Origin of the sequence: Streptomyces sp. TSRI0107 (genome assembly GCF_001905845.1) — a bacterium.
Lineage (GTDB): Bacteria > Actinomycetota > Actinomycetes > Streptomycetales > Streptomycetaceae > Streptomyces.
On the sequence record NZ_LIVZ01000003.1, the window covers coordinates 407,080 to 427,983 of the forward strand.

Consider the following 20,904-nt stretch of genomic DNA (forward strand, 5'->3'; position numbering starts at 1 on the left):
CCGATTCGTACGGCGGGCCGCCACCGGATGAAGACCCGTGAGCCCGGCGCGTGCGGTGGACGTGGAGGGTCGCGAAAGTCCCCACACGCCTCTTTCACAGCGGGATGAGAGGGAGCATCCTGTGGCGCGGGGACGCTCTCGTGCCCTCCGGGAGCGGAAAGCGAGGGCATGAGTGCTGGGGGCCTCTTTGGGTGTGCACACACGCGTCGAGAACACCGAGGACGCGCGGGTTTCCGCACCGGCCGTCTCGCTGCCGAAGGGCGGCGGAGCGTTCCGTGGGATCGGGGAGAAGCCGGCAGCCGATCCGGTGAGCGGCACCGGGCGGATGTCCGTGCCGCTCCCGGTGAGCCCGGCACGGGAGATGACGCCAACCCTCGCCCTCGGGTACGACTCGGGGGCCGGGAACGGGCCGTTCGGGCTCGGCTGGAGCCTGGGGCTGCCGGAGGTGAGCCGCCGTACGGAGACCGGGTTGCCCCGCTACCGCGACGCCGAGGACTCCGACGCCTTCGTGCTGAGCGGCGCCGACGAGCTCGTGCCGTTCCCGGAGGACGACCCGGACGGCCGCACCACGCTCGCCGGGCACTCCGTCCGCCGGTACCGGCCCCGCGTCGGCGCGGACGTGACCCGGATCGAGCGCTGGACCCGTACCGCCGACGGCGATGTCCACTGGCGAACCCTGTCGGCCGACAACGTCCTGAACGTGTACGGGCGCGACGCCGGCTCGCGGATCGCGGACCCCGCCGACCCGCGCCGGGTGTTCACGTGGCTGCTGTGCGAGACGCGTGACGACCGCGGCAACGCGGTTCAGTACCGGTACAAGGCCGAGGACGCGACGGGTGTGGACCTCACGCTCGCGCACGAGCGGCAGCGTGGCGGCGCGGACGACCCGTCACGCACGGCGGGCCGCTACCTGAAGAGTGTTCGGTACGGCAACCAGGTGCCGCTGCTCGACGAGCAGGGCCGCCGCCCGGTGGACGTGACACCGGACGCGCTGCGGGACGCCATCTGGACGTTCGAGATCGTGCTCGACTACGGAGAGCACGACGCGGACGGTCCGACACCCGCGGAGACCCGGCCCTGGCTGTGCCGCGCGGATCCGTTCTCCACGCGTCGGCCCGGGTTCGAGCTGCGCACCTACCGGCTGTGCCAGCGGGTGCTGATGTTCCATCATTTCCCGCAGGAGCCGGGTGTCGGCCGGGACTGCCTGGTCGCCGCGAGCACGTTGGCGTACCGCTCCGCCCGGGACGCGTCGGGCGTGTCCGGGGACGCGCGGCGCGGGCACCCGGTCGTGTCCCTGCTGGACTCCGTCACCGGCAGCGGTCACCGCCGGCGCACCGACGGGCCGGGGTACACGAGCCGTGCGCTGCCGCCGCTGACATTCACGTACAGCACCGCCGAGATCAGCGCCGAGGTGCGGCTGCTCGACGCGGACAGCCGTGAGAACCTGCCCGCCGGGCTCGACGAGGCCCGGCACGAGTGGGTCGACCTGGACGGCGAGGGGCTGCCGGGCGTGCTCACCACCACGCGTGACGGCGTCTGGTACTACAAGCCCGGCGCCGGGGACGGCCGCTTCGGTCCCTTACGGCGGCTCGACGCACGGCCCACCGCGCCGCTGCGCACCGGAGCGGCGGCCGACCGGTCGAGTCTGCTCACCGACCTCGACGGCGACGGCCGTCTCGACCTCGTGTCCCTCGGGGCCGGCCTCCAGGGTTTCCACGAGCGGACGGCCGACGCGGAGGGCTGGGGTCCCTTCACTCCCTTCGAGTCCGTCGCGACCGGCGCCGATGACCCCACGGCGCAGTTCCTCGACCTCACCGGGGACGGGCTCGCGGACCTGCTGACCTGTCAGGACGCCGGTGTCGTCTGGTATCCCTCGCTCGGCGCACGGGGCTTCGGGAGGCCGCACGGCGCACCGCATCCCGACGAGGACGGTCACGGGCCCCGGCCGCTCCTCGGCGACCGCACGCAGACCCTGTTCCTGGCGGACATGACCGGCGACGGCCTCACCGACCTCGTACGCGTGCGCGACGGCGAGGTGCGCTACTGGCCGAACCAGGGGTACGGGCGGTTCGGCGCGCCCGTCGTGATGAGCGGCGCCCCGGTCTTCGACACACCCGACCGGTTCGACCCGCGCCGGGTGCGGCTGGCCGATCTGGACGGCTCGGGCACCACCGACCTGCTGTACGTGGCGTCCGACGGGGTGCGCCTGTGGTTCAACCAGGCGGGCAACGGCTTCGGTCCGGCCCGTCGGCTGCCCGAGCTGCCGCACCTCGGCCGGCCCGCTCAGGTCCGCGTCGCCGATCTGCTGGGCAACGGCACCGCCTGTCTGGTCTGGTCGTCGCCGCTGCCCGCGGACGCGGACGCGCCGCTGCGGTTCGTCGATCTGATGGGCGGCACGAAACCGCATCTGCTGACCGCCGTGGTCAACAACATGGGCAGCGAGAGTCACATCCGTTACGCACCGTCCACCCGCTTCTATCTGGCCGACCGCCGGGCCGGCCGGCCCTGGCACACACGGCTGCCCTTCCCGGTGCATGTCGTGGAGCAGGTCGAGCACCGCGATGGTGTGCGGCGCACCCGCTTCACCACACGATTCGAGTACCACCACGGCTACTTCGACGGTGTCGAGCGGGAGTTCCGCGGGTTCGGCATGGTCGAGCAGCACGACACGGAGGCATACGAGGGATACGCGGCAGCCGTCGAGGCGCAGGGCGGTGCGCAGGAGACGGCGGCCGAGCTGTACCAGCCGCCGGTGACCACACGTACCTGGTTCCACACGGGGGCCCACCCGGAGGGCACCGAGCTGCTGGACCGGATGACCGGCGAGTTCCACCTGGGGGTGCGGTATCTGCCCCTGCCCGAGCTGCCGGGTGGTCTGGAGGCGCGAGAACTGCGTGACTGCGTACGGGCGTTGAAGGGGCTGCCGATCCGTCGCGAGGTGTACGGCTTCGACGGCTCACCGGACGAGGAGCACCCGTACGCCGTCACCGAGCATGCCTACGCGGTCGGGCTGGTCCAGCACCGCGCCGGCGACAGGCACGCGGCCTTCCGGGTCGACGGCCGTGCGACGATGACGCGCCACTACGACCGTGATCCCGCCGACCCGCGCATCGAGCACTCGGTCGTCCTCCGGCACGGCCCGCACGGCAGGGTCGAGCGATCCGCCCAGGTCGTGTACGGGCGCCGGATCGCGGACCCGGCGCTGCCGGCCGAGGTGACCCGGGACCAGCGGCGGCTCCACGTCGTCGTGACGGAGGCGGACCACACCCCGGACCTGCACGCGTCGACGCCCGTGCCGGTGCACCGGCCCGGAGTGGTCTGCGAGCGCCGCTCCTGGGAGCTGACGGGTCTCGCGCCCGCCGCCGGGGCCTTCGGAGTCCTCACCCTCCAGGAGCTCCGTGCGGGCGTCGCCGTGGCGACCGCGATCGGGTACGAGGCCGAGGCCGACCCCGCAGCCGTCCAAAAGCGCCTCCTTTCGAAGGAGCGCACCCTGTTCCGCGACAACGCCCTCGCGCCACTGCCTCTCGGCCAGTGGGACAGCCTCGGTCTGGTGTACGAGGCGTACGGGCTGGCCCTCACCTCTCCCGTGGTCACCGCCCATTACGCGGGGCAGATCACCGACGCGGACTTCTCAGCGGCCGGATACGTTCACCTGGACGGCGACGGCGACTGGTGGATTCCGTCCGGCCGTGCCGTGTACCCGCCCGGCGACGCGGCCGCCCGTTTCCACCGCGCGATCGGCGCCCGGGACGCGTTCGGTGTGGAGACCGTCGCCGACTACGACCGCTACGACCTGCTGCCGGAGCGCGTCCGGGTCGTGCAGGCCGCGTGGAACACGACCCGGGTGGTCAACGACTACCGGGTGCTGGCACCGGTGCTGCTCACCGATCCGAACGGCAACCGCTCGGCCGTGGAGTTCGACGAGCTGGGCTCGGTCGTGAAGTCGGCCGTCATGGGCAAGGAGGGGGCGGGCGAGGGAGACACGCTCGCCGATCCGACCACCCGTGTCGAGTACGAGTTGTTCGACTGGATGCTCCACGGCACCCCGAACCGCACCCGGACCCTTGTCAAGGAGCGGCACGGTACGGGCGGTCCGCCACCGCGCGAGTCGTACTCCTACCTCGACGGCAGCGGCGGCGTCGCGCTGACCAAGACCCGTACCGCACCGGGCGACGCGCCGGCCGTACGCCCCGACGGCACTGCGGAAACGGTGCACGCCGACCCGCGCTGGATCGGCAGCGGACGCACGATCGTCAACAACAAGGGCTTACCGGTCAAGAGTTACGAGCCGTACTTCAGCCCGACTCACGCCTACGACGCGGAGGAGGCGATGCGGACGATCGGCTCCACCGCGATCCGCACGTACGATCCGCTGGGCCGTCCCGTCCGCACCGATCTGCCCGACGGCACGTTCACTCGGACCGAGTACCGCCAGTGGTCCCATGTGGCGCACGACCCCAACGACACGGTGACGGAGAGCCGCTGGTACGCGGACCGGGGCGGCCCCGACCCGGCGACCGAGCCCGAGCCGCTGACGGACCCCGAGCGGCGGTCGGCGTGGCTCGCGGCGAAGCACGCCGGGACGCCGACGGTGACACATCTCGACAGCCTCGGCCGCCCGGTGTTCACGGTGGCCTCATACGGCGGCGGGGCGACGGCCGCGGTCCGCTCCGAGACGGATCTGACCGGCCGGCACGCCGGCACGTTCGACCAGCTCGGCCGCCGGGTCGCGGACGCCTTCACCGGCATGAGCGGGGCGCCCGTGGTCACGTGGAGCGCGGAGCGCGGGCGCCGTCGGGTGTTCACCGACGCGGGTGGCTCACTGGTGCGGATGTGGGACGAGCACGGCCGGGTGTTCCGGGCCGAGTACGATGCCCTGCGCCGCCCGGTCGCCGCGTTCGTCCAGCCGCCCGGTGGTGCGGAGAGCTGCTTCCAGTACGTGGTCCACGGCGACCGGCACCCCGAGGCCGCCGCGCGCAACCTGCTCGGCGCGGCGCACCAGGTCTTCGACACGGACGGCACCGTGCGGGTGCTCCGCAACGACTTCAACGGCAACTCCGTCGAGGCCGAGCGGATGTTCACTCGTGACCACGGCACGCCGCCGGACTGGACGGCCGTCGCGGCGGCCACCTCGTTCGCCGCCGTGCAGTCCGCCGCCGCGTCCCGGCTGAACACCGGGGAGCCGTTCACGACTGCGTCGGAGCACGACGCGCTCGGCCGGATGGTCCGCCTCACGCTCCCCGACGGCACCGAGATCGTGCCGGTGTACGACGCGTCGGGGCGCTCCGCGTCCGTGTCGGCGCGGATCGGGGGCACGGGAGCGCCCGTCACGTATCTCCGGGAGCAGGCGTACGACGCCCTGGGACGGAGGGAGTTCGCCCGGTTCGGCAATGGCCTGGTGACCCGGTACTCGTACGATCCGCTGATGCTCCGGCCGACGGGCCTCACCACCTCGGCGCGCACCGGGGGCCCCTTGCAGGACCTGCGGTTCCGCTACGACCCGGTCGGCAATGTCACCGAGGTCCGTGACGGCGCCCAGCAGACGCACTTCTTCGCGAACCAGGTCGTCGAGGCGGTCACGCGCTACGAGTACGACGCCCTTTACCGGCTTGTGCGGGCGACGGGCCGGGAGCACGCCGGCGGCGCCAACGACACGGTGCGCACCGACGCGGACCTCCCCGCGGTCGGGCAGTTGCCGCATGTCAACGATTCCGCGGCGGTGCGGACCTACACGGAGTCGTACGAGTACGACGTGCTGGGCAATCTGACCCGGCTGCGGCACCGGGCGAGCGGTGATCTGTGGACCCGCCACCACCGCTACGCCTACCAGGACGACCCGCTGGACCTCACCAACCGGCTGACCGCCACCAGCAGGCCGGGCGACCCCGAGGGCGGCCCGTACACGGCGACCTACGACCACGACGCGTGGGGCAACATGACGCGGCTGCGCACCGCGACCCCCGGCGAGCTGGCCTGGGACGCCCTGGACCGGCTCTCCGGCGCGGATCTCGGGGGTGGCGGCCGGGCCCACTACCGGTACGGCGGCAACGGTGAGCGCACCCGGAAGGTGATCGAACGGCCCGGCGGCGAGATCGTCGAGCGGCTGTACCTGGGCCCGCTGGAGATTCTGCGGCGCCGACAGGGCACCGCCGCGCCGTACTTCGAGCGGCACACGCTGCATCTGGCCGACGACGGCGGGCGGGTGGCGCGGGTCGATGTGAAGGTGCGCGACGACCGCGGCAGCGACCCGGCGAATCCGCTCGGCGCGCCGTTGTGGCGCTACCAGTACGGAAATCATCTCGGCTCCGCGACGCTGGAGACCGACGACCAGGGCCGTCCGGTGAGTTACGAGGAGTACCACCCGTACGGCACGACGGCGTACCGCAGCGGCAGGCCGGACACGGATCTCAGCCTCAAGCGGTTCCGGTTCGCGGGCAGGGAACGCGACGACGAGACGGGTCTGTACTACGTGGGGGCGCGGTACTACGCGCCGTGGCTCGGGCGGTGGACGAGCCCGGACCCCGCGGGGTTCGTCTCCGGGCTCAACCTCTACGTGTACTGCGGCAATTCCCCGGGATCGCGGATCGACCCGGACGGTATGGACGACCACGGCTGCATGCTGGTCCTGGGGCAGGGCGGGTTCATCCCCATGGAACTGGAGCCCGGCGGGTGTTGGGCGGCTGTGCGGGAGGGCCGGATCGATCCCGCGACGCTGGCTCCCGGCTCCCTGCCCTCGGCCCCCGCGTCGCCGTCTCCGGCCGGCCCCCCGCCGCCGCGTCGGCCCCCGCCGCGCAGACGCGCACGGCCCAGGCCACCGGCCGCCGCGTCGGGCGCCCCACCCGCGGCAGACACGGAATCCTCGCCCCCACCCGCTCCGGCCGTCCCTCCCCCGCCTCCCCCACCGCCGGCCGCACCGCCCGACCCGGCGCCCGGCACCACGTCGATCCCCGACGCGCCGGCCGGAACGGACTTCCCCGGCGAGGCAGCGGCCGGACGGCGCGCGTTCCGCGGTGCCAACCCCATGCCGCCCGGCACTCAGGCCCAGCACTGGACGAAGGAGCTCAGCGCGGCGGCCACCAACATGGACCCCGGCGTCATGAACATGAACATGTCGGCGCTCCAGTCGCGCAACAGGCTGCCCGCCACGACCCTGTTGACCGACCCGGCGGGCCGCGGTACGACGTACACGGTCGACGGGGGCAGCGTCTTCGGCAACGAGCACAAGTTCGCCGACCGGCATCTGATCCCGGAGATCGAGGCGCAGATCCGGGCCGCGAACCCCAACGCCCACCCGCGGGACGTCGCCGTCCAGGCGGGCAGACAGGCCCGCTGGATCATGACCGGCGAGCCGGGGCCGGATCCCACGCCACCGCCGCACGAGAGCGGTGGCGGGTCGGCCCGGCTGCGGGCCGCCGGTGTCGGCCTCACCGTGCTGGGCACCCTCCTCGGCGGCTACGGGCTGTACCGCGACTTCGAGAGCGGCGATGTGCCCATGGGCGTCGGTGACGCGCTCACCACGGCCGGCGGCGCCGCCGAGCTGTACGGCCTCGCGACCGGGGCCACGGTCGCCGGCGTGAGCGTCGCGAGCGCCGGTGCCGTCCTCGGCGGTGTCGGTCTCGCGGTCGGCTCCGGGGTCTACGCGTACCGGGCACACCAGCAGGGTGACACGGCCGGGGTCGTCGCCGGCCTGGTCGGTGTCGCTGCCGGGGCCGCCCTCGTCGCCGGTGTCGTCCTCGGGGCGCCCGCCCTGCTGATCGGCGGGACGATCGCCGCGCTCGGGGTGGGACTGTTCCACCTGGCCCGCTGGCTGTTCTGACCCGCCCCTCCCACCTCCTCGCCGGCCCCTTGTCCGCACAGTTTCACAGTCCCGCTCAGCCGAAAGGACGTCCGACCATGCCTGACGCGCCCACCAACCCCAGGTACACCGTTCGCGGGCGCGTCACCAGCGTCTCCGGACGGCCCTGGCCCGGCCTGCGGGTCCAGGCGTACATCAAGGACGGCAGTTCCGCGCAGGAGCGGGAGGCCGGCGAGCCCGCCCCGACCGACACGGACGGGCAGTACAAGATCCCCCTTCAGGGGCTCGGGCACGGAGCCGGGCACGGCAGCGGGCAGAAGCACACCGGCGCCAGTGAGTTCCTCGTCCGCGTCCGGGTCTTCGACGCGGCGGGGCAACTGGGCGAGAGCCCGTACACACGGCTTCAGCAGGACACCGTGATCGACGTGACGATCGAGGGTGAGCCCGGCGGTGGAGGGGCCAAGCCGCTGCGGGTGTACGGGCAGGTCCGGGACGCGAAGGGCGAGCTGCTGCGCGAGGGGAGTGTCGTCGCCTACGACCGTGATATGCGCAGCGAGGAGAAGCTCGGCAGCGCACGGCTCGGCAAGGGAGCGTACGACATCCGGTACGGCGCCGAGCAGTTCCGGCGCGCCGAGAAGGACTCCGCCGACCTCGAACTGCGGGTGCTCGACGCCGGCGGTGGGGAGCTGCTGCGGACGCCCGTACGGTTCAACGCCCCCGACGAGCTGGAGTGGAACCTCTCCCTCGGCGACCGCGAGTACCAGGGCCCCTCCGAGTGGGAGGTGATCAGCGAGGAGCTCACGCCGCTTCTCGACGGGGTGCCGCCGGTGGAACTGCGGGAGGACGACCGCTTCCAGGACATCTCCTTCCTGGCCGGGGAGACCGGCCGGACCCCGCTCGCGATCGGGATCTGGGTCGGCGCGCACCGGCTGGCCGCGAAGACCACCCGTGAGAAGGTGCCGCTGGCCGCCGAGGAGTTCTACGCGTTCCTGCGGCAGGGGCAGCCGTCGGTCTTCAGCGAGTCGCTGCTGGAGGACATCAAGGACCCGCAGCGCATGGCGTTGCTGGAGGACCGCACGCTGAAGGCCCTCACGGAGCTCGCCGCGGAGACCCAGCGGTCTCTGCTCGAGGCGGCGGTGAAGGACAACCTCGTGCCCGCGCGAGTGGAGGCGCGGATCGGCGCGATCCTCGACACACTCGCCAAGATCAAGCTGCGGTACACCGGGGACACGGTTCTCGGCGCCGGCCAGGGCACGATCGGTGATCTCCTGGACCTCACACCGCAGGCCGCGGCCCACAAGACGGCGTTCCTGAACGCCTTCACGTCGTACTCGGGCTCGCCGGACGGCTTCTGGGACAAGGTCGCCGAGGACCGGGTGCTCCCGGCGGACACGGTGCCGCGAGTCCGTATGTCGCTGGAGCTCGGCGGGCTCACCCGCAACCATGTGCCGCTGGTGAGCGCCCTCACCGACGCGTTCCAGGGGGACCGGACCACGTACCAGCAGGGACTGGCCAGGCTCACCGCGGACGACTGGGACGCGCGGCTTCAGCAGCCCGGCGCGGGCGGTCAACCCATCGGCGTGCCGGACGACATCGAAGGGGACACGCCGCAGGAGAAGCGACGGGCGTACGCGCAGGCCCTGGACCGGGAGTTCGAACGGGCCTTCCCGACAGCCTCCTTCACGGGGAAGCTGGATCAGGCACAGCGGCTGCGCCGCGGAGCGCGGGCGGCCGGTGAGGAAGAGCTCGTCACCTTCCTGGATCACAACCCCGACTTCGAGCTCGACCGGGTCCGGGTCGACCACTACATCGACCAGACGCCCGGCGCGCTGGAGGGGATCGAGGACCCCGACGCGCTGGTCTCGGATCTGAAGTCGGTGCAGCGGGTGTTCAAGCTCGCGCCCACGTACGACGCGGTGACGAGCCTTCGCGACCGGGGGCTCGACTCGGCGCAGGCCGTGTACTTCCTCGGCCCGCAGCAGTTCGTGGACGCGGTGACCGGCGCCGAGGCGGGCCGCAGCGGCGTCCTGGCCGACCGGGTCGCAGCGGCGGAGGACGGCGGCAGGGCTCTCACGCTCGCCGCGGGCGAGGCGACCCGGCTGTACCGCGCGGCGGAGAACACGTACGCGCAGTCGCTGGCGCTGTTCAGCGGCTACAACCTGGCGTTCGGCGGGCAGGCGCCGTTCGCCCTGCCCGATCTGCTTCCGGACGCCGAGACCGAGGAGAAGATCAGGGCGCTGCCGAATCTGCGGACTCTGTTCGGCTCCCTGGACTACTGCGCGTGCCCGCCGTGCCGCTCGGTGCACAGCCCGGCGGCCTACTTCGTGGACGTTCTGCGGTTCCTCGGGCAGCGCGGCACCCAGGGCACGGGGCAGCACCGGGGCAAGAGTGTGCGGACCGTGCTGCTCGAGCGCCGTCCGGATCTCGGGGCGCTGGAGCTGAGCTGCGCCAACACCGACACGGCGATGCCCTACATCGACCTGGTGAACGAGGTCTTGGAGGACGCCGTCGCACCACCCGAGCCGGTCCTGCTCGATCCGGCGGTCGTCTCCGAGCTGACCGAGGGGCAGATCTCGCAGACGCTGCGTGGCGAGCTGGCCGCGAAGGGCGTGACGGTCGCCGCCGACGCCCGGGTCATGGGCGCGGACAGCAGGGGCTGGTGGACGATCCGGGACAGCGGGCACACGTACACGGTCTCCCGGCACACGGTCGTCCCCGGCGACGAGGCCGGCGGGGACGTCGAGGAACTGCACCTGCTGCCGTCCCGGCAGACCTTCGCGTCGGCCGCCGAGCTGCGCGCGAACCCCGAGTACACCAACCAGGAGGCGTACCGCAGGCTGCGCCAGGAGGTCTTCCCGCTCGCGCTCCCCTTCGACCTGGCGCAGCTGCAGGTCTCGACGTACCTCGATCATCTCGGTGTGCCGCGTCCGCGTCTGCTCGAACTGCTGCGCAGGCGCGATGAGGGAGGCAGCCGGGTGCCGACCGGCACCCAGCTCGCGGCGGCGTGGCTCGGGCTGACCGAGAGGGCCCGGTTGATCGTCACGGGCGGTCTGGAGGAGCGGCAGCCGTGGGAGTTCTACGGGCTCGCCGAGGCCGGCAACTCGATTCCCGACCCCGACGACCCGACACGCCACATCACCGGCACGTGGATCGAGGTGCTCGGTCGTGTGCCGGTGCTGCTGCACCGCACCGGGCTGTCCTACACGGGCTTGCTCGACCTGCTGGAGACGGCGTTCGTCAACCCGGACGGGAGTGTGAGTGTCGTCGACTCGACGGAGGGCGGCACCGTCGAGTGCGACATCTCCGCCTTCACCGTCTCGGGCCTCGACGCCGACGTGCTGGACCGCATGCACCGGTTCGTCCGGCTGTGGCGCAAGGGCGACTGGACGATGCGGGAGCTGGACCTGCTGCTGCCCGCCGACGAGCCGACGGTCGCCGCCGCGTTCGCCGCCGGAACCATCAGTGACCGGGCGCTGCGTGAGCTGGCCGGCGTGCTGCGGCTGCGCACCCGGCTGAACCTGAGCTGGATCGAGGTCCGCAGCCTGTTCCACGGGATCGAGCACGTCGGCCGACGGGAGTGGAGCCGCCCCGGCTCACCCCCCGTGCAGACGCAGTACCAGAAGCTGTTCCGCAACCGGCTGGTCGACGCGGCGGGCGGCGGTTTCCCCGACGACCCGGACGACATCGGCGGTACGGTCGCGGACCGGGTGCCGGGGATTCTCGCCGCGTTCCGGATCAAGGAAGCCGATCTGCTGCTGATCCTGGATTCGCTGGGCATCGGCAGCGACGAGGCGCTGGATCTCGACCTCCTCGGGCGCGTCCACCGGGTCGTGCTCGCCGCCAAGGCAATGAAACTGCCGGTGGATCACTTCCTGCGGCTGGTGAGGCTGTGGGACGACAACCCGTTCTCCGAGCCTGCCGCGATGGCCGAGTTCGCCGATCTCACCGACCTGGTGGCGTCCTCCTCCTTCTCGGTGGCCGAGCTGGACCATCTCCTCGCCCACCGGATCGCGCCCGGCGCGCAGGTGGCGCTGGAGAGCAAGGCCGTCGGCGCGTTCCTGGTCGCGCTGCGTGCCGGCCTGGAGAAGATCACCGCCGAGCTGAGCCGGAAGGCGGAGGAGACGCCGGAGGCGTACGTCAGGGCCCGGCTCGGTCTGCTGCCGGCGCTCGCAGCGGACGCCGGCCAGGCCACCGCGCTCGCCGTCGTGGACGGGACCTGGGAGGGGACCACGGCGGAGCTGGGCGCCCTGATCACGGCGTACTTCACGGGTGTGCTCGACCCGGCGGAGGCGGCGACCAGGCTCGCGCCGCTCGCCGGCGGGCTGACCCCGCCGGAGCGCCAGCAGGCCGTCGACGCACGCTTCGCCTACGTCCAGCCCGCGCTGGAGACGTATCTGCTCACCACCGGGCGCGAGGCCCTGGTCGGCCAGCAGACCGCCGATCTGCTGCGCGTCGACGTCCCCACGGCGGAGGCGCTGCTCGGTGGGCTGCGACTGCCGGGGGCATCCGGGACGCTGCTCGCCGACATCGGTGATCCGCGGCTGCTGGAGAAGCTGTCCGACGGCAGCTACCGTTTCGCCGCCACCGAGACCGACTTCCCGGCGGCGTTCCGGGCGCTGCGGCTGCTGCACAAGGACGCGCTGGTCATCGGGAAGCTGCGGCTGACGGCGGACGACGTGGCGTGGTGGCTTCAGCCGGGGAACGCCGCCGGACTCGGCTGGCCGCACCCCGGGGACTTCCCGCTGGACACCGATCCGGAAACGGCCCCCGTCACGCTCGCGCGGTGGACGGCGATGCGGCGGTTCTTCACCTGGCGGGCGGGACTGCCCCCGGCGGAGCTGACGGCGCTGAGGTTCGCATCGCGCGTCCTCGACCCGGACGTGTCCTCGGCGGACTGCCTCACCGACCTCACCGCGCTGACCGGCTGGCCGCAAGCGGACATCGGAACGCTCGTGGCCGCGTTCCGCTGGCTCCTCCCGGGATCGGGCCCCGACCAGGTGAAGGAGAAGCTGGCCGACGCGGCCGAGCTGCTGCGGCTCGGTGACTGCGTCACCGTTCTGCGCCGCCTCGGCGTGGCCGCTGAACGCGCCCTGACCTGGGCGGTCGTCGAGCCGGGCGAGGACGAGGCGGAGAGCCTGAAGCAGACGGTCAAGGCGAAGTACGACCTCGCCCAGTGGCAGGAGGTGATCCGGCCGCTCCAGGACACCTTCCGCGAGCGCAAGCGGCAGGCCCTCGTCGACTGGCTCGTCGCCCACCCGGACCCCGGGCTCGGCCAGAACTGGAGTGACGCGAACGGCCTCTACCAGTACTTCCTCATCGACGTGGAGATGAGCGCGTGCATGCTCACCTCGCGGCTCAAGCAGGCAGGCGCTTCGGCGCAGTTGTTCGTGCAGCGGTGCCTGCTGAACCTGGAGAACGACATCGTCGCCTCCGCCGAGTCCGACCCTCGGTGGAAGCAGTGGGCGTGGATGAAGCGATACCGGGTGTGGGAGGCCAACCGGAAGGTCTTCCTGTACCCGGAGAACTGGCTGGAGCCGGAGTTGCGGGACGAGAAGTCGCCGTTGTTCCGGGACCTCGAAGCGGAGTTGATGCAGAACGAGGTCACCGCGGAGACGGCGGCGGACGCCTTCCGCAACTACCTCGAAGGTCTCGACAAGATCGCCAACCTGGAGATCCGGGCCCAGCTCACCGAGGTCGTCGGCCCGGACGAGAAGTACCTGCACGTCTTCGGCCGCACCCGCTCCAGCCAGGGCGCGGAGTACTTCCACCGGCGGCAGGTCAACGGCGCCCGGTGGACGCCATGGGAGAAGGTCGACCTGGAGATCGGCTCGAACCAGCTCGTCGCCGCCGTGCACAACCGCAGGCTCCATCTGCTGTGGCCGCAGTACCTGGAGAAGGCGACCGCGCCGAGCCGGATGTCCACACCGAGCGAGAACTCCACCGCCGCGCTCCCCGAACCGGACCGGTTCTGGGAGGTGCGCGTGTTCTGGAGCGAGCTGAAGAAGGGCAAGTGGAGCCCGAAGGTGCTGTCCGACCGGCCCGCGATCATCTGGCAGTCGCGGACCGGGGGCAACAACCCGCAGCACGTCGCCATGCGCGTGCGGCAGGTGCAGCACGGCTTCCGCACTCAGCTGTACACCAGCCGTGACCCCGCGCAGTACGCTCTGCGCAGCGGCGCGGCCTTCGACAAGCAGGGCCCCCAGGTGAGCCTCGGGGACACCGGCATCTCGTACGAACACCTCGTCTCCCCCGCACAGAGCGGGTTCCGGGACGGGCTGATCCAGCACGACACCGGCAACCTGTACTTCTCGTACAACTCCCTGCACGAGACGACGATCAAGCCGCACACCTTCCCGGCGCACTCGAACGCGCTGTCGCTGTGGCTGGCGGGCAACATCGCGGGGGGCCGGACGTACTCGGTGCTCGACTCGACGGCGCGGGAGCTGCCCACGACCGGGGTTTCCTTCCTGTGGGACTCGCGTCACGCCTACCACATGACGTTCAGTCAGTGGCAGTGGTGGTTCTGGTGGTTCGGTTTCTGGCCCGTTCCGTGGACGTTCGCGAACGTCCGCTTCGGCATCCACTACCACCCGTACGTCGACCTGTTCGTGAAGGAGCTGAACGCGCGCGGCGTGAAGGGCATCCTCAACCGGCGCATCCAGGTCGAGCCCGAGTCGGTGCCGGGTGCGCCCGCCCGCTTCGACTTCGCGGACTACCAGCCGAACCCGTTCTACGTCCCGGGGCCCTGGCCGGTCGAGGACGTCGACTTCCGCTACGACGGCGCCTACGCCCCGTACAACTGGGAGCTGTTCTTCCACGCTCCGCTGCTGATCGCCCAGAAACTCGCCGCGAACCAGCGCTTCGAGGAGGCGCTGGAGTGGTTCCACCACATCTTCGACCCCACCGGCACGGACACCTCCACGCCCGATCCGGACACCCCGCAGCAGAAGTTCTGGATCACCAAGAAGTTCTACGAGACGACGACCGCGCAGTACCGGGCGCAGCGGATCGAGAACATCATGCGGGCGGTCGCCGAGGGTGACGCGGAGCTGCGCGCGCAGGTGGCCGAGTGGCGGAACAACCCCTTCAACCCGCATCTGATCGCCCGCATGCGGACGGTCGCGTACCAGAAGAACGTACTGATCAAGTACGTGCAGACGCTGATCGCGTGGGCGGATCAGCTGTTCGCGCAGGACACCATCGAGACCGTCAACGAGGCCACGCAGCTGTACGTCCTTGCCGCGTCGATCCTCGGGCCACGGCCGCGGAGCGTGCCGAAGCGCACGGAGGACCCGGCCCGGACGTACTACCAGTTGCAGACCGAGTCCATCGACGACTTCGGCAACGCCCTCGTCGAGATCGAGAACCTGCTCGCGGACGTCGACTCCGGCGGTGTGGAGGGCGACGAGGACGGGCCCGAGCTGCCGCACCTGGACACGCTGTACTTCTGCGTCCCCACGAACGACAAGCTGCTGGGGCTGTGGGACACGGTCGAGGACCGGCTGTTCAAGATCCGGCACTGCATGAACCTGCAAGGGGTGGAGCGGAGTCTGCCGCTGTTCGAGCCGCCACTGGATCCGGGGGCGCTGGTCGGGGCCGCGGCCGGCGGAGCCGATGGAGGCGCCGGGCCGGTCGATCTGAGCGCGCCACTGCCGCTGTACCGGTTCAGTTTCATGATCCAGCGGGCGCAGGCGTTCTGCGACGACGTGCGGGTCCTCGGCGCCGCGATGATCTCCGCTCTGGAGAAGCGGGACGCCGAAGCGCTCGCGCTGTTGCGGTCCACTCATGAGCGGCGGCTGCTCGCGCAGACCCGGCTCGTCAAGCTCGACCGGATCGAGGAGGAGACCCGTACCAGGCAGAGCCTCGAGGAGGCGAAGAAGGTCGCCGAGGTCCGCCGCGACCACTACCGCAGACTCCTCGACGAGGGCTGGAACGGCTGGGAGAAGGCCTGGCTCGGGCTCACCATCGGCGCCATGGTCGCGGAGACCGCGGGCACGGTCCTGAACCTGGTGGCCTCTCCCATGGCGGTGATTCCCAACATCACCGCGGGTGTCTCCGGCTTCGGCGGTTCGCCGACGGCGACGTTCTCGATCGGCGGCGAGCAGGCGTCCAGCTCGCTGAGCAAGGCGGCCGACGCGCTCAAGGGTGTCGCGAACATCGCGCAGATGGGCGCGGGCATGACCGCGACCATCGGCAGCTACGAACGCCGCGCCCAGGAGTGGGAGTTGCAGCGCGATCTCGCGCAGCAGGAGATCGCGCAGGCGGACAAGCAGATCGCCGCGGCGGCCGTGCGCATCAGGATCGCCGAGCGGGAACTGGCCGAGCAGGACCTGCGGATCGAGGCGGCGGAGAAGGAGGACGAGTTCCTGCGGACCAAGTTCACCGACCAGGAGCTCTACGACTGGACCGTCCAGCAGCTGTCCACGCTGTACTTCCAGAGCTACCGGCTCGCCTTCGACATGGCGAGGCGGGCGGAGCGCTGCTTCCGTTACGAACTGGGCCTCGGCGACACCGACTACATCCGCTTCGGCTCCTGGGACAGCCTGCGCAAGGGGCTGCTCTCGGGTGACCGTCTCGCGCACGACCTCAAGCGGCTGGAAGCCGCCTACTACGAGCAGAACCGGCGCGAGTACGAGCTGACCAAGCACATCTCGCTCGCGCAGCTCGACCCGGTGGCGCTGCTGCGGCTGCGCCAGAACGGCGAGTGCTTCGTCGACATCCCGGAGTCCGCGTTCGACATGGACTATCCGGGCCACTACTTCCGCCGGATCAAGACGGTCGGGCTGACCATCCCGTGCGTGAGCGGGCCGTCGACGACGATCGCCTGCACCCTCACCCTGACGAGCAACCGGCTGCGTAAGGACTCGACACTGCTCGCCGGGGCGTACGCGCGCGACACCGCATCGGAGGACCCGCGCTTCCGGGACGAGGTGGGCGCGGTGCAGTCGATCGCGACGAGCAGCGCGCAGGACGACCAGGGCCTGTTCGAACTGAGCTTCCGCGACGACCGCTATCTGCCCTTCGAGGGGGCGGGCGCGGTCAGCTCCTGGCACGTCCGGCTGAACAAGGACCTGCCGCAGTTCGACTTCGACTCGATCTCCGACGTGGTGCTGCACCTTCGGTACACGGCCAGGGAGGGCGGCGCGGTGCTGCGCTCGAAGGCGGCGCAGGAGCTGCGTGAGGCCCTGAACGAGGCGGCGCTCGCGGAGTCCCGGCGCGGCCTGTACCGGGTGATCGACCTGCGGCGCGAGTACCCGGACGCCTGGCACCGCTTCCTGCACCCGGCGTCGCCCGCGGACGACCAGCAGTTCACGCTCGGCGCTCTGGAGGACAGACTGCCGTTCTACACGCGCGGCGCGGCCGGTGGCCTCAAAGCACGCGGGATCGAGGTCGTGGCACGGGCGAAGGATTCCGCGGCGTCGTTCCAGGCGATGCTGTCACCGGTCGGCTCCGACCCGGCCGACCTGATCGCGGTCGCCGCCGACCCGTATTACCAGGGGCTGCACCGTGGGCTGAAGGATCTGACCGGAAGCGAGATCGGGCTGCGGGACTGGACGCTGAAGCTGCGGCGAACCGGGGCGGCGGACTACCGGTCGCTGCCGCCGGACGCGGTGGAGGAGCTGTTCCTGGTCGTCAACTACACACTGGGGTGACCCGAAGCCGGGTCGTAGGAGAGCGGGTACGTCCCCGACCGGGACGCACCCGCTCGCCGCGCGCGGACGACGGGTCCTGCGTGGGTGCCGCGTCTCACGGTGTGGCGTGCGGCCCGTCCGGCCGGCTGTTGCGCTGTTCGACCATGGCGCGGCTCAGCTCCTCCGTCTCCGGCTCGGTCAGCCGTTCGAAGCCGTCCTCGGTGATGACGGAGACGATGGGAAAGATCCGGCGGGTGAGGTCGGGGCCGCCGGTCGCGGAGTCGTCGTCGGCCGCGTCGTAGAGGGCCTGGAGCGCGGCGAGGGCGGCCTCCCGGCGGGACATGCCGGGCCGGTACAGCTTCTTCAGCGCGCCCCGGGCGTACGGCGAGCCGGAGCCCTCGGCGTGGAAGCCGGTCTTCTCGTAGGTGCCGCCGGCGACGTCGAAGCCGAAGATGCGGCCCCGGCCGCCCTCGTAGCCGACCAGCAGCGGCACGACGGCGAGGCCCTGCATGGCCTGGCCGAGGTTCTGGCGGAGCATGCCGGAGAGCCGGGTCGCCTTGGCGCTGAGGCTCATCGGCGTGCCCTCCATCTTCTCGAAGTGCGTCAGCTCCACCTGGTACAGCTTCACCATGTCCAGGGCGAGTCCGACGGTGCCGGCGAAGGCGACCGCCGTGTAGTCGTCGGCGGGGTGCACCTTCTCCAGGTCGCGCTGGGCGATGAGGTTGCCCATGGTGGCCCTGCGGTCGCCGGCGATCAGAACGCCGTCCTCGTAGGCGAGGGCGAGCACGGTGGTGCCGTGCGGGGCGGTGTCGGGGGCGGCGCGCACGCCGGGGCCCAACGGGCTGCGGGTGGGCAGGAGTTCGGGGCGGTGGGCCGCCAGGAAGTCGGTGAAGGACGCGGTCCCGGGAGTGAAGAACTCCGCCCCCAGCCGGCCCTCGCTCGCGTCGTTCGCCATGCCGTTCCCCCCTCGTCGTCGGCTCGACATCGGGACTCCTACCAGAAGGGGACGTCCGGGAAACACCTGTTCCCGTCACAGCGCCCGGCGGCGCACCAGCACCGCGAGCACCAGCAGCCCCGGGATCAGGGGCAGCCATACGGTGAGCAGCCGGTATCCGAGCACGGCGGAGGCCGCCGCCGCGGCCGGGGCTCCGGTGGCGGTCAGGGCGAGGGCGAGGGCGGCGTCCAGGGAGCCGAGGCCGCCGGGGGTGGGCAGCAGGGCGGCGAGGCTGCTGGCGGCGAGGTAGAGCAGGGCGACCCGGGCGGGCGGCAGGGGCAGGGCGACGGCCTGGGTGACGGCGATCAGCGCGACGGCGTGCAGGCCGGCGAAGGCCAGGGATCCGCCCCACAGGGCCGCCGCCCGGTGCGGCCGGGCGTGCACCGCCCGCACGTCGGCGAGGACGCCGGTCAGGGCGGGGCGGCAGCGCCGCCACAGCGGGACGACGGCGAGGACCAAGGCCAGCGTGACGGCGGCGGCGAGGGCGAGCCGGCCGCCGGAGACCTGGGGCGGTCGCAGCACCCCCGGGCAGGCCAGGGCGAGTGCGGCGATCAGGACGGCACGGACCGCCGTCGCGGCCGCCGCCTTGACGGCGAGCGCGCTCGCCGCGCGGCTCGCCGGCAGCCCGCTGCGCACGAGGAACCGCCAGTTGACGGCGCTCGCGCCGAGCCCGGCGGGCAGGACGTGGTTGGCGGCGGAGGCGGCGAACTGGGCGGCGACCAGCCGCCCCGCGGGCAGGCTCGGCGGGACCGCGCCCTGCTGGGCGAGCGCCGCGCACACCCAGGTCGCCGTCACCGCCGTGGCCGCCACCAGCAGCCACCCGTGGTCGGCGTGGGCGAGCCGCGCGGCACCGGTCTCCAGCACCGGCCAGTGACGGCGGGCCAGGTATCCCGCGACGATCAGGACGGCGACGCTGAGCAGGGTGTGCCAGTAGGCGCGGCGGCGGGTGGGTGTCGCCGCGCACGGCTCGGGCGTCACGCGGGCCCGCCCGCGCGGGGTGCCGGGGCGACGTACAGCCGCAGCCGGTCGAACCGGTACGGGATCCACGAGCGGGCGTACGGCGGCGGGGAGCCGGTCGACGTGCCGAGGGCGGCGACGGGGATGCGGCGGGCGGATTCGAGGATGGCGGCCTCGGTGATGTTGGCGTTGTTGCCGCCGGTCGCGGCGGAGGAGCAGCCGGTGTAGTACGCGAGGGGGACGGCGGTGGCACCGGTGAGCATGCAGGGCGGGCGGACGCCGAGCCGGTGCAGTTCGGCGGCGGTGCGGGCCCAGGCGCGGCGGTCGTCGACGGTGCGCTGGACGGTGCGGTCGAGGACCACCCACTGGACGGCGAGGTGCCCGGCCAGCCCGAGTGCGACGACGCCCGCCGCGACCGGCCGCCACCGGCCCGCCGGGGTGGTGGTCAGCCGCCACAGCGCGTCGGCGACCGGGATGGCGGCGAGCGCGTAGGCGGGCAGCAGGAAGCGGGGGGCGGCGTAACCGATGAGGAAGAGGTAGGGGACGGCGGCCGTGACCGCGCAGGCGAGGGGCAGCAGGGTGGGGGTCGTGCGGCGGGCGCGGACGGCGATGACGAGGGCGGCGGCGGCGAGCAGCCACAGCGCGAACCACCACAGGGTGATGACCGGGCTGGGCAGCGGTCCGGTGCAGGGCCGGCACAGGGTGCGGCCGATCAGGCCGCGTAGCTGGTCGTCGACGGCGAAGTGCCAGCCCAGGCCGCCCTGGATACGGGAGGCGTCGGACAGCCGCCGGCCGAGGCCGCCGTAGTTCAGGTAGGCCTCCACGACCCACTGGACGGCTCCGGCGGCGAGGCCCGCCACGAGGAGGAGCAGTGGGCGCCACCGGCGGGTGGCCAGGGCGGCGGCGAGCAGGGGTGCGGTCACGTACACGGCGTCGGTGGGCCGCATCAGGGCCATCAGCGCGGCGCTCGCCGCGATGCCCCACAGGGCGGCCCGGCCGCCGCGGCCCGCGCGGACCCGCAGGAAGCAGCCGACGCAGATGAGTGCGCCGACGGCGACCCAGTAGTTGGGCATCGCGCTCGGCGCGTAGAACAGCGTCACCCAGAGGGTGCCGAACAGGGCGCCGCCGGTGGCCAGGACGCGCGGCGGGAACAGGTCGCGCCAGCAGCGCAGGGCGAGATACAGGGCGAGGCCGGCGAGGACGGCGAGGTAGACGCGCAGCAGCGCGGTGGATGTCGACCAGGAGGCGACGGGCGCCACCAGCAGGGGCACGCCTCGGGCGCGGGGTGCGCTGAAGAAGGCGGCGGGCGCGTGGTCGCCGACCTGGCTGACGTAGACGATCTCGTCCCAGCCGAGGCCCATGGCGGGCGGCACGAGCAGCAGTTGGGCGAAGGTGAACGCGACCGCGACGACCGCGACGGGGCCCGGTGTGCCGAGGCGCAGACCGGCCGCCCGGGTGACGCTCACGCTGTCGGCCATCGTCTCGTCCCTCCCCAGGCGGCATCCGGGAAAACAAGCCCAAACTAA

General features: G+C 72.2%; 5 protein-coding genes. 2 read left to right on the forward strand and 3 right to left on the reverse strand.

Translation table 11 applies throughout. The annotated features are described in order from the left end of the window. Positions 1-193: 193 nt before the first annotated feature. Positions 194-7,816 (forward strand): SpvB/TcaC N-terminal domain-containing protein, encoded by a 7,623-nt coding sequence (locus AMK31_RS08820; protein WP_073939820.1) that lies wholly within the window; start codon positions 194-196, stop codon positions 7,814-7,816. Between the two features lie 77 nt (positions 7,817-7,893). Next, positions 7,894-17,448 carry a neuraminidase-like domain-containing protein gene (locus tag AMK31_RS08825; protein WP_073939821.1) on the forward strand — a complete coding sequence of 3,185 codons (9,555 nt, stop codon included), beginning with the start codon at positions 7,894-7,896 and terminating at the stop codon, positions 17,446-17,448. Positions 17,449-17,542: 94 nt separating this feature from the next. Here the strand turns inward: AMK31_RS08825 and prcB are convergent, their stop codons facing one another. The 3 genes from prcB to AMK31_RS08840 all read right to left on the reverse strand — a co-directional run bounded on the left by prcB (position 17,543) and on the right by AMK31_RS08840 (position 20,856). After that, positions 17,543-18,382, reverse strand: a complete 840-nt coding sequence (gene prcB, locus AMK31_RS08830; protein WP_073939822.1) for a proteasome subunit beta — start codon at positions 18,380-18,382, stop codon at positions 17,543-17,545. A gap of 75 nt (positions 18,383-18,457) precedes the next feature. Then, complete coding sequence (locus AMK31_RS08835) at positions 18,458-19,399, reverse strand: lysylphosphatidylglycerol synthase domain-containing protein (protein WP_073939823.1); 942 nt, start codon at positions 19,397-19,399, stop codon at positions 18,458-18,460. Continuing rightward, positions 19,396-20,856, reverse strand: coding sequence for a hypothetical protein (locus AMK31_RS08840; RefSeq protein WP_073939824.1), 1,461 nt, complete (start codon positions 20,854-20,856; stop codon positions 19,396-19,398). Before AMK31_RS08840 ends, AMK31_RS08835 begins: the two co-directional genes overlap by 4 nt. Positions 20,857-20,904 lie beyond the last annotated feature (48 nt).

What these genes read in the sequence shown, in the direction of transcription:
- AMK31_RS08825 (WP_073939821.1), top strand. Translation starts at nt 7,894, where the DNA reads ATGCCTGACGCGCCCACCAACCCCAGGTACACCGTTCGCGGGCGCGTC.
- prcB (WP_073939822.1), bottom strand. Translation starts at nt 18,382, where the DNA reads ATGGCGAACGACGCGAGCGAGGGCCGGCTGGGGGCGGAGTTCTTCACT.
- AMK31_RS08840 (WP_073939824.1), bottom strand. Translation starts at nt 20,856, where the DNA reads ATGGCCGACAGCGTGAGCGTCACCCGGGCGGCCGGTCTGCGCCTCGGC.